We start from the raw sequence: 14,340 nt of genomic DNA on the forward strand, positions 1-14,340 counted from the left end.
ACTTAATATATGATAAGTAGCACTAAAAAAGACCAATGCACTTATGCATCAGTCTTTTAAAATTAACATCTTCCATACATTTTTGTATATTTATATATTTTATCAGCTAATTCTGTATTGTAGCTTCCTTCCTTAATTCTCCATTTCCAATTTCCACCTAAAGTTGAAGGAAAATTCACTCTTGTTTCATTTCCAAGATTTAAGAAATCCTGCATTAAAGCTATAGAAACATCTGCTACGCTTGCCCACGCCCCTCTTATGAAGCCCCAGTTATATCCTTCTTCTTCTGTTAAGGCTAAATATTCCTTGCAATACTTAACATCTGATTTATTTCCAGTTAACTCAAACCAACCCCTAAATGTATCATTATCATGTGTTCCTGTATATGCAATACAATTATTAGTATAAGTATGAGGTAAATAATTACTTTCTTCTCTTTCATCAAAAGCAAATTGTAATACCTTCATTCCTGGAAATCCTGTTTCCTCTAAAAATTCTTTAACTTCATTTGTTAAAAATCCTAAATCTTCTGCTATAACATTTATTTCACCTAATGATTCTTTAATTGCATTAAATAGCTTAATTCCTGGTCCTTTTACCCATTTACCATTAATAGCTGTAGTATCTCCATAAGGAATTTCCCAATAGCTTTCAAATCCTCTAAAATGATCTATTCTAACTACATCATAAAGTTTTAAACTTTCTTCAACTCTCTTAATCCACCATTTATATCCTGTTTTCTCCATGTAATTCCAATCATAAAGAGGATTTCCCCATAATTGACCTGTTTCTGAAAATGCATCTGGAGGGCATCCTGCAATAGAAATTGGTTTTAATGTTTCTTCATATATTAAATATGCTTCAGGATTACTCCAAACATCAGCACTATCTTCTGCAACATAAATTGGCATATCTCCTATTATTTTAATTCCCTTTTCATTAGCATAGCTTTTTAATTCATTCCATTGTTTAAAGAATAAGAATTGAATAAATGACCAAAACTCTATTTCATCTGATAACTCATTTCTATAAAGTTCAATTGTTTCAGGTCTTCTCTTTTTTATATCATCATCCCATTCTTGCCAACTAGCTAAATTAAATTTACCTTTAACAGCCATATAAAGAGAATAATTATCTAACCACCAATTATTTTCTTCTTTAAAACTTTCAAAGTATTCTTTTAATAAAAAGTTATGACTTTTTTTAAAGTTCTCATAAGCTCTTCTTAACACTATATATTTAATATTAAATAAAAGCCCATAATCAATGCATTCTTCATTATCTCCATAATTTTCATTAATATATTCTGCTTTGCTTAAAATTCCTTCATCATTTAATATATCAAAATCAATAAAATAAGGATTGCCTGCAAAAGCTGAAAAAGATTGATATGGTGAATCCCCATATCCTGTTTGCCCTAACGGCAATATTTGCCAATATCTCATTCCTGATTTATATAAAAATTCAACATATTCATATGCTTCCTTACCAAATGTCCCTATTCCAAATTTTCCTGGTAATGATGCTATATGCATAATAACACCTGCACTTCTCTCCATACCCCTCTACTCCTTTTACCTATTAAATTTAACTATATATATTATTAAAATAATAATTATTTTACTTTTTGCTAATATCCATACAAGATTCTCTTTCTATTAACTCAGTATCTAATAAAATATGTTTATTTTCCCCTTTTTTCTTTAATAGTTCAAATAAAATTTCTACACTTTTTTCTGCCATTTCTTTTTTAGGTTGATTTATTGTGGTAATACCTGGATTATAATAACAACTAACATCCATACCATCAAAACCAATTATTGATATATCTTCTCCAACTCTTAATCCACTATCTGATACTGCCTTAGCAGCGCCAATAGCCATGAAATCTGAAATTACAAAAATTGCAGTTATATCTTTTCTATGTTTTAACAATTTCATAGTTTCTTCATAAGCTTTTTCTGAATCATAATCTCCAATTATTAGATTTTCATCATTTATTTTTATATTATAATCCATTAAAGCCTTAATATATCCCTTATATCTCCACCAACTAACACAAAAGTCATTTTTTTCTCCTATCATTATTGCAATATTTTCATGACCTTTTTTTATAAGATATTCCGTAGCTGAATATGCTGATTGAAGATTATCTATTCCAACTGTAGAATATTTATCTCTTCCTGCTGAAGATACTGTATTAACAGAAGTTAATACAACTGGAACGTCTATATTTTTAAAACTATCTTCATCTAAATCTATGAAATTTCCACCTAAACAAATTATTCCTTGAAGTCTTTTTTCTTTTACAAAAGAAATGATATTTTCAACTTCTTGTTCTAAAACATAATCATTTTGCTGTAATATCATAGTGTATTTTTCTTCATTAATCTTACTTCCTATAACATTAATAAGTTCAGAAAAAAAAGGATTAAAAACTCCTTTTACTAAAACACCTATGTTTTTAGTTGTATTTTGCTTTAATATTCTTGCACTATTATTAGGCACATAATTGCTTTCTTTTATAACACGTAATACATTTTCTCTAGTACTTTCTTTTACATCCGGATGATTATTTAATACACGTGAAACAGTACTTACTCCAACACCTGATATTTTAGCAATATCTCTTATATTCATAGATAAACCTCCTTAAAAAATATTTTGAATTATTTTAGCACTCCTATTTCCTTATTAATTTATATCCAAAATACTCCTTTTTACATCATTATAATTCATTAATTATTCATAAAATATACCACTAATAAACTACTTATGTCCATATTTCATCTTAACATAATATATAATGCAATATCTCGGTATCGTTTCCATATAATTGTATCTCATTTTTCAAATTTTTTCAAGTTTATTATTTTCAATTACATTTTTTAATAAATCCTAAACAAATTAATTATTTATGTTTCTTTTGCATTTACTATAATTTCATAATTAATACCATCATCATTTATATTTATTTTATTATTATCCTCTTCATTGCTATATCCTTGTGATACATTTTTAACTTGCATCAATAATAACTTTAAATGGTATCTTTGAACTATAATATATATTGTCAAACATATTTGTAACTTCCTTCAAAATATTACACCCCAAATACATAAGAACTAAAAAAATTGGTATCTATACCTATTATTTAATAAAATTTCTACCAAGATTTTAACAATAAAAATCTTGGTAGATTATGAGAAATTCGTATATACCTCAAATAATTTAAATATATAGGTATCATTCTCCATCATATTTTATACCACTTTTAAAACATCCTCAAGTTTTTTTTCATTTTTTTCCTTCCAAATGAAAAATATTATTTTTAATAATACTGCATCATTAAATTCTCTTATATCGTAATTTGTATATTTTTGAATTTTGTCTAATCTATAAATTAATGTATTTCTATGTATATATAATTCTTTAGATGCTTCACTTAAATTTAATCCACATTTAAAAAATACTTCCATAGTTCTTATCATTTCATTATCTAATTTTGCTATTCCTTTTTCAAAGCTTATATATATATCATTTTTCATTTCTTCAGAAACTGAATCTATAATTCCTTCTAATATAAGCTTATTTGAATCAAATATTCTATCTATTATATTATATTTAAAAGCTAAATTTATTTTATATGATGTATCATCATAATATTTCTTTAACATCAAATAACTTTCTACGTTACAATAACCAATATAAGCTTTACATGGAACTGCTCCTTCTACTGTATACTTAATACTTTTAGCATGTTCCAATATATCTTCAAATTTTCCAAACATAAGAATATGTCCATTATGACTTATAATTTCTACTTCTTTACAACAATACCCTTGTTTAAGATAAGACATTATTTCATCTCTATAATTATCTACATATATGTTTATTAAATCAAATTCTTCAATAAGTATTGGCCAGCTTGCTTTTATTACTTCTTCTTCTATACTCTTATCATTTAACAACAGTGAAACTATACTTTTTTTACTTAAAAACACCTTGTTAAGTCTTTCTTCTATATAAAGTTTTAATAAATCAAGTGTAATACTAAGTGCTGTATTTACCTTGATACAGCACTTAGTGTTATTATAATTAAAACTTTTTTCAGATTGATTTTGTACAAGTTCAAATAGAGGTGTAGAAAATTCTCCTACTTCTTCTATTGTTAATTGAAAAGGTATTTTGCAACTGTCATATACTTCTTTTACCAATTTCTCAACACACTTCACAATATCTCCTCCAAAGAATTATTATACAATTCTTAATTCTGTTTCTTTATCAAATACATGTAATTTTTCAGTATTTAAATAAAGACTTGCTACTTCACCGATCTTTAACTCTGTACTTCCTTCTACTTTAACATTCATTTGGCTATTTCCACATTTAGTGTAAATATAACTTTCAGAACCCATAAGTTCAATAACTTCTACATGTCCTTTTACTATACTTCCTGGATGAGCAGCAATTAATTCATCATTATCACTTAAATGTTCTGGTCTTATACCAAATGTTACAGACTTACCAACATAACCTTCTTTTACTAAAACATCAGCTTTTGGTTTTGGTAATGTTATTTTGTTATTTCCAAATACAGCAAATACATTATTGCCATCCTTTTCTATTTTACCTTCTAAGAAATTCATTTGTGGGCTTCCTATAAATCCTGCTACAAATAAGTTAGCTGGGTTATTGTAGATATTGATTGGAGAGTCAACTTGTTGAATAACTCCATCTTTCATAACAACAATTCTAGTGCCCATTGTCATAGCTTCTACTTGGTCATGTGTTACATATATAAATGTTGTTTGTAATTTTCTATATAACTTAGTTATTTCTGTTCTCATTTGAACTCTTAACTTAGCATCTAGGTTTGATAAAGGCTCGTCCATTAAGAATACTTTAGGATGTCTTACAATAGCTCTTCCTAACGCAACTCTTTGTCTTTGACCTCCTGATAAAGCCTTTGGTTTTCTCTTTAATAAATGTTCTATATCAAGAATCCTTGCTGCTTCTGTTACTTTTTGTTCTATTTCAGCTTTTGGAACCTTTCTTAATTTTAAAGCAAATGCCATATTATCAAATACTGTCATATGTGGATATAATGCATAGTTTTGGAAAACCATTGCTATATCTCTTTCCTTTGGTTCAACATCATTTACAAGCTTGTCCCCAATATATAATTCCCCTTTTGAAATATCTTCAAGACCTGCAATCATTCTTAAAGTTGTTGACTTACCGCATCCTGATGGTCCAACAAATACTACGAATTCTTTATCTTCAATTTCTAAATTAAAATCTTTAACTGCAGTTACATCTCCTGGATAAATTTTATAAATATGTTGTAATGATAAATTTGCCATTTTTTATTCCTCCCATAAAAACAACTTCTAATCTTTTATTAACTTCATCTCATATATTTATTGTACACCCTGAAACTGTTTTCAGCTATATACATATTTTACAAATATGTTATCTTTATTTTGTAAATTTATCTAAAATAATATATATTATTTAAAACTATCCATTAAAACTATTTATATTAATATATAAGGAGATGTCGCATTAAGAATAAATACTACAATATATTTTGTTGATTTTTATTTTTTAAAACAATATATTCTGTATAAAAGTTTTAGTGCGTCAGCCCCCTATATTATTTAATTATTTTCCTCTTCCATTTGCTTTTTTAAAGCATGTGCAAATTCCTTTTGCTCTTTTCTATCTTCTTTTTCTAATTCTCTTAAATCTTTATCAATTTCCTTTGCCATTTTCTTTGCATCTTTTTCTTCTTCTTTATACTTCTTTTTTAGTTCATGTTCCTTTTCTTTTTCTGACTTCTTTTCTTCTTTAACCTCTTCCTTCATTTGTTGCTTTAATTCATGGGCAAATTTCTTTTCTTCATGCCTTTCATGTCTTTCTTCTTTTCTTTCCTCATGATGAATTTTCATTTCATTAATTGATTCTTTTAAACTCATAATAAAATCTCCTTATTTAAAATCATCTTACCGCTCTTAAAGCCTCTTCATAATTTGGTTCATTTATTACATCTTTGCAATACTCAACATATGTAACTTTATTATTTTCATCTACAACAAATACTGCCCTAGTTAAAAAACCAAACTCTTCTATTAAAGTTCCATATTTCTTTCCAAAACTTTTTTGTTTATAATCTGATAATGTTTTTACTTTATCAATCCCAGCATTTCCACACCATCTTACTTGTGCAAATGGTAAATCCATAGATACTACATATACTGTAACATCTTTTAATTTTGTTGCTTCTTCATTAAACTTTCTAACTTCCATATCGCATACAGAAGTATCAATAGATGGTACTGTTATAAAAATTCTTTTCCCACTTGTATCACTTAATGTAACATTTTTCAAATTATTATCTACAACTAAGAAATCTGGAGCATTGTCACCTACTTTAATTTTTTCTCCAACTAAAGTAATAGGATCTCCATTAAATGTTATATTCATTTTTAATACCTCCCTTAAAACTATTAATTTATACATTAATATACTTCCCCAAGTTCATAAATTTTAATTATATAAAATAAAAATCAGCACTTATAATTGCTGATTTTTTCATAAATTTAATTATTACCTTTTTATTATTTCTACAAAAGTTTCATTATAAGTAATTTGTCCACCAATATCAGATATCCCACTATTAGTTAAGAAATTAGGATTTCCATGTCTTTCCCACCATCCAACAAACATCATTACTATATTATCTCCAATGGATTTATCTATATTTATCTTTACCTTTATTTGTCCATTTTCAGATTTTAAATATATAATTTCATTATTATTTATATTAAATCTTTTTGCTTCTTTTTCATTAATATATGCAATAGCTATTCCATCATCATCCATAAAATGCTGACTAGATAAACTATCCCTCCCATGATTAGTTAATAATCTTAATTTGCTTATATCCTTATATTTATTAGCCTCAAATTTTTTAATTTCTTCACAGTTTATTATTTCAAACTTACCACTCTCATTTACAAAATTCTTGTCACTCCATGCAACATCCTTATGTAAGGTAAAATAATTATTTTTTAAATATTCTAAGCTTATATCACTATTAATATTTTTTAATGGATATATTACTTTTTCTAAATATTCTTTCTTTGTTACAATTGGATAATTACTCATTTTTAACCTTTTAGCAACTTCCATAAAGAAATAATATTCATCCATTAATTTTTCTTGTGGTTCTAATATTTTTTCATTATAAACTAAATATGGATTCATCATTGAACTAAATAATAAGTCTTCACTTTCAAGCTGACTAGTTACTGGTATAAACAAATCACATTCCTTAACTGTATCTGTAATAAACATATCAAAGCATACTTTAAATTCTACCTTAGATAAAGCTCTTTTTAAATTATTTATATTAGCAAGTTGATTTAATAAATTACTTTTAGTTATAATAGCCATTTTTATTGGAATGTTTAATTCATAATCACCTTTATTATCTTCATGATTTATAAATATATCATTTTTATAATAGGTATTTCCTAAATTACATTTTTCTATAAATTCACTTATTTCATTTGTATAATAATATCTATTATTTGAAAACTTTTCACTATCATAAGGATCAGTATTTAATATTTTAGGATATACTTTATTTGCATAATTTACTCCACCACCACTAAATCCAATTTGTCCTGTAATTGCACCTAAAGCATCTATTAATCTTATAGTCATCCCACCATTTTTATATTTTTGCATTCCAAAGCCTAATAAAATAGTAGAATACTTTTGACAATATAATTTTACAAGTTCCTCTATTGTATAAATTTCTACTCCACATTCCTTGCTTAAGTCTTTAATATTTAATGATAATATATAACTTTTATATTCTTCAAATCCATTAACATATAGCCTTATATATTTTTCATCATATAATTTATTTTTAATTATTATTTGTCCCATTGCTAAGGCTAATGCTTTATCACCATTTGCTTTAATTTTAATATACTTATCTGCTAATTTAGCAGTTGCAGTTTCTATTGGATCTATTACAATGATTTTACTTCCTTTTTTCTTAGCCCTTTTTATCATTTGCATAGTATGTATTGTTGTATTAGCAGGATTTTTCCCCCATACAAATATATTTTTACTATTTAACATATCTTCTAATGAATGACTTCTAGAATCACCAAAATCCAACTTTTGTGCTGCAATTCCTGCACTCCAGCAAGGCCCCCCTTTTGATAAACTAACTCCCCCATAAAAATTAAAAAACTTTTCTCCAATACTTTTTAGTACTGTACCATTTCCATATTGCTCATAATATAAAACTGATTTGCTTCCAAATTTACTTTTATAATAACTTAATTTTTTAACCATTATATTTATAGCTTCATCAAACTCAATTTCTTTCCACTTATCATTAATTTTTATTAATGGCTTATAAATTCTTTTACTATGATTTAATCTTTTTAAGTGAGCTAATCCCTTTTTGCATATAAATCCTTTTGTATAAGGATGCTCCTTATCACCTTCTATTTTTATAATATCATCATTTTTTACATACACATTAAATTTACAACAATCTGCACAATCTAAAGTACATCCATGACTAATTTTTTTCATTTTTCACATCCCCTCTTATTAAAGTTATATATCACTTTTTATCTTATCTCTATAAGATAAAATTGTACTTAAAAATATAGTAATACATATTATATTGGTTATTGAAATTAAACTACTTACAATTTTTGCTTCCATAGTTATTGGAACTATATCTCCATATCCAACAGTGGTAAATGTTATTATAGTATAATAAAACAAATCAAAATAATTTGGTGAATTACTAAAAGCATCCTTACCAGTATCACTAACAAAACAAACTGCTAAATATAAGTTTAAAATAATTAACACAACAATTAATATAGATGCTATTATAACTCTACTAAAATTAGTTTCATCTTGACTTTTGCTTTTTATTTTATATGGATCATTCATAAGTGCTACTAATATTTTAATATTTAATATATAGCATATTGATACACCTAAAAGTCCTATTTTATAACAGCTTTTAAATTGCTGTGGAAATATTAATAACACTGTAAAATATGTACTTATAATAAAATAACTTAAAAGTAAATCTATCTTTAAATTAACATTTTCCACTCCATATATAAATTTATGAATTTTAACTGTTGAAAGTAGTATATATCCCATACAAAAATGAATAAGTACTAAACTTACTGAAATAATAATTAACTTAAATATTAAATTTATAAAAAAGTTATTATATATATCAATATGCTTTAACACTGCTGTTGCTACTGAAACTGTAATAAATATTTCTGCTACAATAATCAATGTTCCTTGAATTATTCTTCTTGCTAATGACCTATCTTTAAATAATTCTAAATATACACTGTTAATTTCAAAAATAATATTTTTTAATCTTTTAAATAATCTTATATTATTGCTAGTATTTCTTTGTATAACAACTAGTAACAATATAATTGTTGAAACAATAATAAACACTTTTCCCATTTTTCTTTTGTTCTTCTCCTATTTTTTTATAATTATAATGATGCTATACTAATATTATATCAACTTAATCTTATTGGAGGTGATAATAAAATGAAAAACTTTGATATAATTACTGATGATAGAAAAAACCATTCTGATCTTGTTCTTAAAGGTCTTTTAGTTGGAATTTTAACTTCTTTTGTAGTTGTATTATACAGATTTGCATTATCTTATGCAGAAGAACTTTCATTCTTTATTTATTCATTTATTAAAGCAAGAAAATACCTTATTTTAGTATGGTTTATTATCTTAATAATATTAGCCTTTCTTATAGGAAAACTAATTGATAAAGAACCTTATATAAGTGGAAGTGGTATTCCACAAGTTAAAGGTATTATGGGTGGCTATATAAAAAATAGACCATTTTCAATTATACTTAATAAATTTATTGGCGGTACCCTTTGTATTATATCCGGATTATCACTAGGAAGAGAAGGTCCTTCTATTCAACTTGGAACTTGTGTAGGAGATATAATAAGCAAAAAATTTAAAAGTACACGCCTTGAAAGACGACTCCTTCTTAGTAGTGGTGCTACAGCAGGATTAGCCGCAGCTTTTAATGCTCCCTTATCTGGTGTATTATTTTCACTTGAAGAAATTTATAAATATTTTTCACCACTTGTATTAATTTCAACAATAACTTCTGCTGTTGCTGCTGATTTTATTTCAAAACAATTTTTTGGATTAAAACCAATATTTAATTTTACAACCTCTAGTGTTATGCCTTTAAGTAATTATTGGCTTTTAATAATATTAGGAATCTTATTAGGAGTATTTGGTTCATATTATAACTACCTTACCTTAAAAACTCAAGACTTATACTCTAAATTAAAATGTTCTACATCAATAAAATTAATGATTCCATTTTTACTTGCTGGAATCTTAGGATTATTATTTCCTGTAGTTTTATGTGGTGGGCATGCTATAGTTGAGGAACTAACTTTAACATCTGCTTTAAGCTTGATTTTATTGATGCTAGTAGCAAAATTTTTATTTTCAATAATATCATTTGGTTCTGGCGCTCCTGGTGGAATATTCTTTCCTCTTTTAATTATTGGTGGAACCTTTGGGGCTGTATTTGGTTATATTTCAATTAATTATTTAGGAATATCTAGCGAACTATTTAATAATTTTATTATAATTTCTATGGCAGGTTACTTTACGGCAATAGTAAGAGCTCCTATTACAGGAATAATTTTAATTACAGAAATGACTGGTTCTTTTTCTAATTTGCTTTCACTTTCTATAGTATCAATAATTTCTTATATAATTGCTGATGCATTAAAAAGTGAACCTATATATGACTCTTTATTAAAAAATCTTTTAACAAAAAATAATATTAATGAATATCACAACACTAGCAATAAAAAAATTATTATTACTAATGTAGTTCATTTTGGATCAAAAATAGAAAAAGTAACCTTAAATAGCCTTAAGCTTCCTGAAAATATGCTTATTGTATCAATTAAACGTGATGAGCGTTCTATTGTTCCAAAAGGAAATACAATTATTAAAGCTGGTGATACAATTCTTACAATGACCGACTTAAAAGATGAATGGAAAGTTAGAGAACTCATGGAATCCCTTACTACTAAGGAGTAAAAATAAAAATGGTAAATTAATTTTGAAAAATTAATTTACCATTTTTTTAATTTTCTTTTGCTAACTTACATTCCATTTTCCTCCATAATCTATATGAAAAAAATCCAGTTATTATTAAGGTAACAATTATCATAATAGTATTAATTATTGATCCATTAAAACTGTCTCCTAAATAACTATATAAATAAATAGCTGGTATATTAGCAAGTGAAAATATTAAAACAAATTTTTTAAAGTTGATTCCCATATAAGATGATACAAATACAATTACATCTGTAGGTGCAATAGGACATAAAACACCTACTGCAAGTATTTTATAATTATAAGATTCTATAAGTTCCATTATCTCTGGATGCTTTTTATTAATTTTTTCTCTTAATCCATTAAATATATCCATTTTAGCAATTGCAAAAACTATTATTCCACTTAATACAACTCCTATTAATGATAATATAATTGCCTCTTCAGCTTCAAAAATTAATCCACCTAAAATCATTAATGTAACACCTGGAATAAAACTTATTAATCTAATGCACCAAATTGCAATAAATATAATTTCAGAATACTTACTAGAATCAATATAGTCTCTTAATGAATCTATATCTAAACTTATTCCATTTGATATGCCTATTATTAATATTAAACTTATTATTAATAATAAAATAATGCCACTCCATCTATACTTCTTTTTCATTATTTAAAGTTTTTCACTCCCTTAATAGACTTCATCTTTTTTTGTATTTTTTATTATAAAATAACTAATTAAAAATTTCTATTAATATTATTAATATATTTTTTGTTATTCTATTTTTATTACTGCATATATTATAGTAATACAAATTTTTGGAGTTGAAATAATGTCAAAAAAAACTGATTGGGGCAAAGTTTTTAGAGCAACTGTTAACGATATAATTTGTGCTATTAAAACACCTTCTAATAAGCCAAAGCAACCAACTTGTCCAAATCCCAAAGCTCGCATATGTATTTTAATTCTTATTGGAATTACATTGCTGTTTTCAGGAATAGGAATTTACAGTTGGATAATAATAATAATGTTATTTATAATTTTATCGTTTGTATAAAAAAAATTTGTATTATTAAAAAATTTATGTTATTATAAATTCTGCGAGTAATACATGCAATCGCTGCTAACTTTTAAAGTTAGGAGAGGAAAGTCGGAGCTCCATAGGGCAGGGTGCTGGTTAACGGCCAGTCAAGGTGACTTGAAGGATAGTGCAACAGAGATATACCGCCAGAAGTTTTTAACTGAATTCACTTTTGTGACTGGTAAGGGTGGAAAGGCGAGGTAAGAGCTCACCAGCATGGTGGTGACATCATGGCTATGTAAACCCCACCTGGAGCAAGACCGAGTAATGGCATTATGGGATTGCCCGTCCCGCCATGTGGTGTGTCGCTTGAGCTTGCTGGTAACAGTAAGTCTAGATAGATGATTGCTTAATACAGAACTCCGCTTACGGATTATCTCGCATTATGAAAAACACTAGGTTATTGTCTAGTGTTTTTCTTTTCTTATAATATCATCTAATTTTTATTGTTTATTTTAATAATAAAAGACATAAGTTATTGTTTAAATACAATAAACTTATGCCTTCATGATTAAATATTATTTAATAAAAACTAAATGGATCTTCTTCAACTGTAGAAGTGATAAACTCTACATCTTTAAATTTTTCCTTTAAATTTTCCATTACATTAAAGAAAGTTATTTGCTCTGATGCAAAATGACCAACATCTAAAATACTTATCTTCATTTCCTTATAGTCAGATGCAAAATGATAAGTAGTATCCCCTGTAATTATGCAGTCAGCTCCTAAAGCAACAGCTTTGCTTATAAAATCTTGTCCGCTTCCATTTATAATTGCAATTTTATTAACCTTATCTTTACCTTTAACTACTCGTAAATTATTTATATTTAATGATTTTTTTATTTTACTTATTAAATCCTCTAATTGTATTGATTCGTTTAAAGATACAATTCTTCCAAGGCCAGCTTTATCATCCCTCTTGTTTTTTTCCAATATTTTAGAGTTATCAAATCCTAAAATTGAAACAATAGTATCATTTAATCCATTTTCTACTGAATCCAAATTAGTATGACTTGAATATAAAGAAATATCATTTTTTATTAACTCAATTATTTTTTTACCTTGTAAAGTGTCAGTTGTAATACTGCTTGGTCTTTTAAAAATAAGAGGATGATGAGTAATTATTAAGTCAACATTTTCTTTTTTAGCCTCTTCAATAACCTTTAAAGTACAATCTAATGCTAATAAAACTTTTTTAACTTCTTTATTTTTATCACCAACCATTAATCCAACATTATCAAAGTCTTCTTTTAAATAAGTTGGTGCTAATAATTCCATTTCATTAATAATATTATTTACCTTTATCATAAAATCACCTTATAAATAATTTAACATTCCTGTTATAATACTAATTTTTTCTTGTATTTCTGCTCTTCTATTATTTGCACTTACAGTTTCTTCAGTTATAAAACCTAAAATTCTATTATATTCATCTATTTTATTTTGTAAAAAATCTTTCATTAATGGATTTTTACTTCTTAATAATATTGGACTTACTTCATAATATATGCTATCTAATTCAGTGCTTTGACCATCTGCACTTCTTACCTTAAATAACTCATAATATATACCTTCATCTAAACATAAGTCTTCTTTTATAATTTCATAATTATTCTTATATAAATACGCCCTTAATACTTCTGGGTTTTGTGCTGGTACTAAAATTAAATATTCTGCACTTTTAACTTTCTCTAAATCAGCTTCTAATATATCTCTAATTAAATTTCCACCCATTCCAGCTATTACAACTTCATTTGCTTCACTTACTTTTAATGGTTCAAATCCACCACCTAATCTAAATTCAAGTTCATCTCCAATACCTTCTAATATTGCATTTAATCTTGCTTTATCTAATGGATCCTTATTAATATCACAAGCAATTGCTTTATTACAAATTCCTCTTTCTAAAGCTATTAATGGAACATATCCATGGTCAGTTCCTATATCAGCAAGCACTTCTGTATTTTCTAAATTATTAATTATAAACTCTATTCTTTTACTAACATCCATTTTTACTACCTCTAATAATATATTATTTAATCATTTGCTGTAA

The 14,340-nt window shown here is 26.0% G+C and carries 14 protein-coding genes and 1 other RNA gene; 3 read left to right on the forward strand and 12 right to left on the reverse strand.

Annotated features, from left to right (window positions below):
- Nucleotides 1–62 precede the first annotated feature (62 nt).
- The 9 genes from malQ to ACUN06_RS09670 all read right to left on the reverse strand — a co-directional run bounded on the left by malQ (nucleotide 63) and on the right by ACUN06_RS09670 (nucleotide 9,540).
- Nucleotides 63–1,559, reverse strand: coding sequence for a 4-alpha-glucanotransferase (gene malQ, locus ACUN06_RS09630; RefSeq protein ID WP_331892203.1), 1,497 nt, complete (start codon nucleotides 1,557–1,559; stop codon nucleotides 63–65).
- A 61-nt stretch (nucleotides 1,560–1,620) separates the two neighbouring features.
- A complete protein-coding gene (locus ACUN06_RS09635) occupies nucleotides 1,621–2,640 on the reverse strand; it encodes a LacI family DNA-binding transcriptional regulator (RefSeq protein WP_291731330.1) in 1,020 nt (339 codons plus the stop codon).
- Between the two features lie 275 nt (nucleotides 2,641–2,915).
- A complete protein-coding gene (locus ACUN06_RS09640) occupies nucleotides 2,916–3,077 on the reverse strand; it encodes a hypothetical protein (RefSeq protein ID WP_303188497.1) in 162 nt (53 codons plus the stop codon).
- A gap of 186 nt (nucleotides 3,078–3,263) precedes the next feature.
- Complete coding sequence (locus tag ACUN06_RS09645; protein ID WP_331892207.1) at nucleotides 3,264–4,235, reverse strand: PucR family transcriptional regulator; 972 nt, start codon at nucleotides 4,233–4,235, stop codon at nucleotides 3,264–3,266.
- 21 nt (nucleotides 4,236–4,256) lie between these two features.
- The gene (locus ACUN06_RS09650; RefSeq protein ID WP_291731337.1) at nucleotides 4,257–5,366 is read right to left on the reverse strand and encodes an ABC transporter ATP-binding protein; all 1,110 of its coding nucleotides are present in this window, start codon (nucleotides 5,364–5,366) and stop codon (nucleotides 4,257–4,259) included.
- A 297-nt stretch (nucleotides 5,367–5,663) separates the two neighbouring features.
- Nucleotides 5,664–5,981, reverse strand: a complete 318-nt coding sequence (locus tag ACUN06_RS09655) for a hypothetical protein (protein WP_302537983.1) — start codon at nucleotides 5,979–5,981, stop codon at nucleotides 5,664–5,666.
- Between the two features lie 22 nt (nucleotides 5,982–6,003).
- On the reverse strand, nucleotides 6,004–6,489 hold the full coding sequence (tpx, locus tag ACUN06_RS09660) for a thiol peroxidase (RefSeq protein ID WP_294125112.1): 486 nt from the start codon (nucleotides 6,487–6,489) through the stop codon (nucleotides 6,004–6,006).
- Between the two features lie 123 nt (nucleotides 6,490–6,612).
- Nucleotides 6,613–8,625 carry a molybdopterin-dependent oxidoreductase gene (locus ACUN06_RS09665; RefSeq protein ID WP_412345511.1) on the reverse strand — a complete coding sequence of 671 codons (2,013 nt, stop codon included), beginning with the start codon at nucleotides 8,623–8,625 and terminating at the stop codon, nucleotides 6,613–6,615.
- A gap of 24 nt (nucleotides 8,626–8,649) precedes the next feature.
- A complete protein-coding gene (locus ACUN06_RS09670; protein ID WP_294397664.1) occupies nucleotides 8,650–9,540 on the reverse strand; it encodes a potassium channel family protein in 891 nt (296 codons plus the stop codon).
- Between the two features lie 90 nt (nucleotides 9,541–9,630).
- Between ACUN06_RS09670 and ACUN06_RS09675 the strand changes: the two genes are divergently transcribed.
- A complete protein-coding gene (locus ACUN06_RS09675; protein WP_291731345.1) occupies nucleotides 9,631–11,181 on the forward strand; it encodes a ClC family H(+)/Cl(-) exchange transporter in 1,551 nt (516 codons plus the stop codon).
- A 46-nt stretch (nucleotides 11,182–11,227) separates the two neighbouring features.
- On the opposite strand, the gene ACUN06_RS09680 is transcribed toward ACUN06_RS09675, so the two are convergent.
- On the reverse strand, nucleotides 11,228–11,875 hold the full coding sequence (locus ACUN06_RS09680) for a TVP38/TMEM64 family protein (protein WP_449389710.1): 648 nt from the start codon (nucleotides 11,873–11,875) through the stop codon (nucleotides 11,228–11,230).
- A gap of 163 nt (nucleotides 11,876–12,038) precedes the next feature.
- On the opposite strand from ACUN06_RS09680, the gene ACUN06_RS09685 reads away from it, so the two are divergent.
- Together ACUN06_RS09685 and rnpB are read left to right on the forward strand one after the other, a co-directional pair.
- Complete coding sequence (locus tag ACUN06_RS09685) at nucleotides 12,039–12,263, forward strand: hypothetical protein (RefSeq protein ID WP_291731349.1); 225 nt, start codon at nucleotides 12,039–12,041, stop codon at nucleotides 12,261–12,263.
- Nucleotides 12,264–12,307: 44 nt separating this feature from the next.
- Nucleotides 12,308–12,672: RNase P RNA component class A (gene rnpB, locus ACUN06_RS09690), an RNA gene on the forward strand.
- A 137-nt stretch (nucleotides 12,673–12,809) separates the two neighbouring features.
- Here the strand turns inward: rnpB and ACUN06_RS09695 are convergent.
- Both ACUN06_RS09695 and ACUN06_RS09700 read right to left on the reverse strand, forming a co-directional pair.
- Nucleotides 12,810–13,595 (reverse strand): Nif3-like dinuclear metal center hexameric protein, encoded by a 786-nt coding sequence (locus ACUN06_RS09695; protein WP_449389711.1) that lies wholly within the window; start codon nucleotides 13,593–13,595, stop codon nucleotides 12,810–12,812.
- 9 nt (nucleotides 13,596–13,604) lie between these two features.
- Nucleotides 13,605–14,297 (reverse strand): tRNA (adenine(22)-N(1))-methyltransferase, encoded by a 693-nt coding sequence (locus ACUN06_RS09700; protein ID WP_449389712.1) that lies wholly within the window; start codon nucleotides 14,295–14,297, stop codon nucleotides 13,605–13,607.
- Nucleotides 14,298–14,340: the final 43 nt, after the last annotated feature.

This window comes from Clostridium sp. ETTB3 (assembly GCF_053571985.1).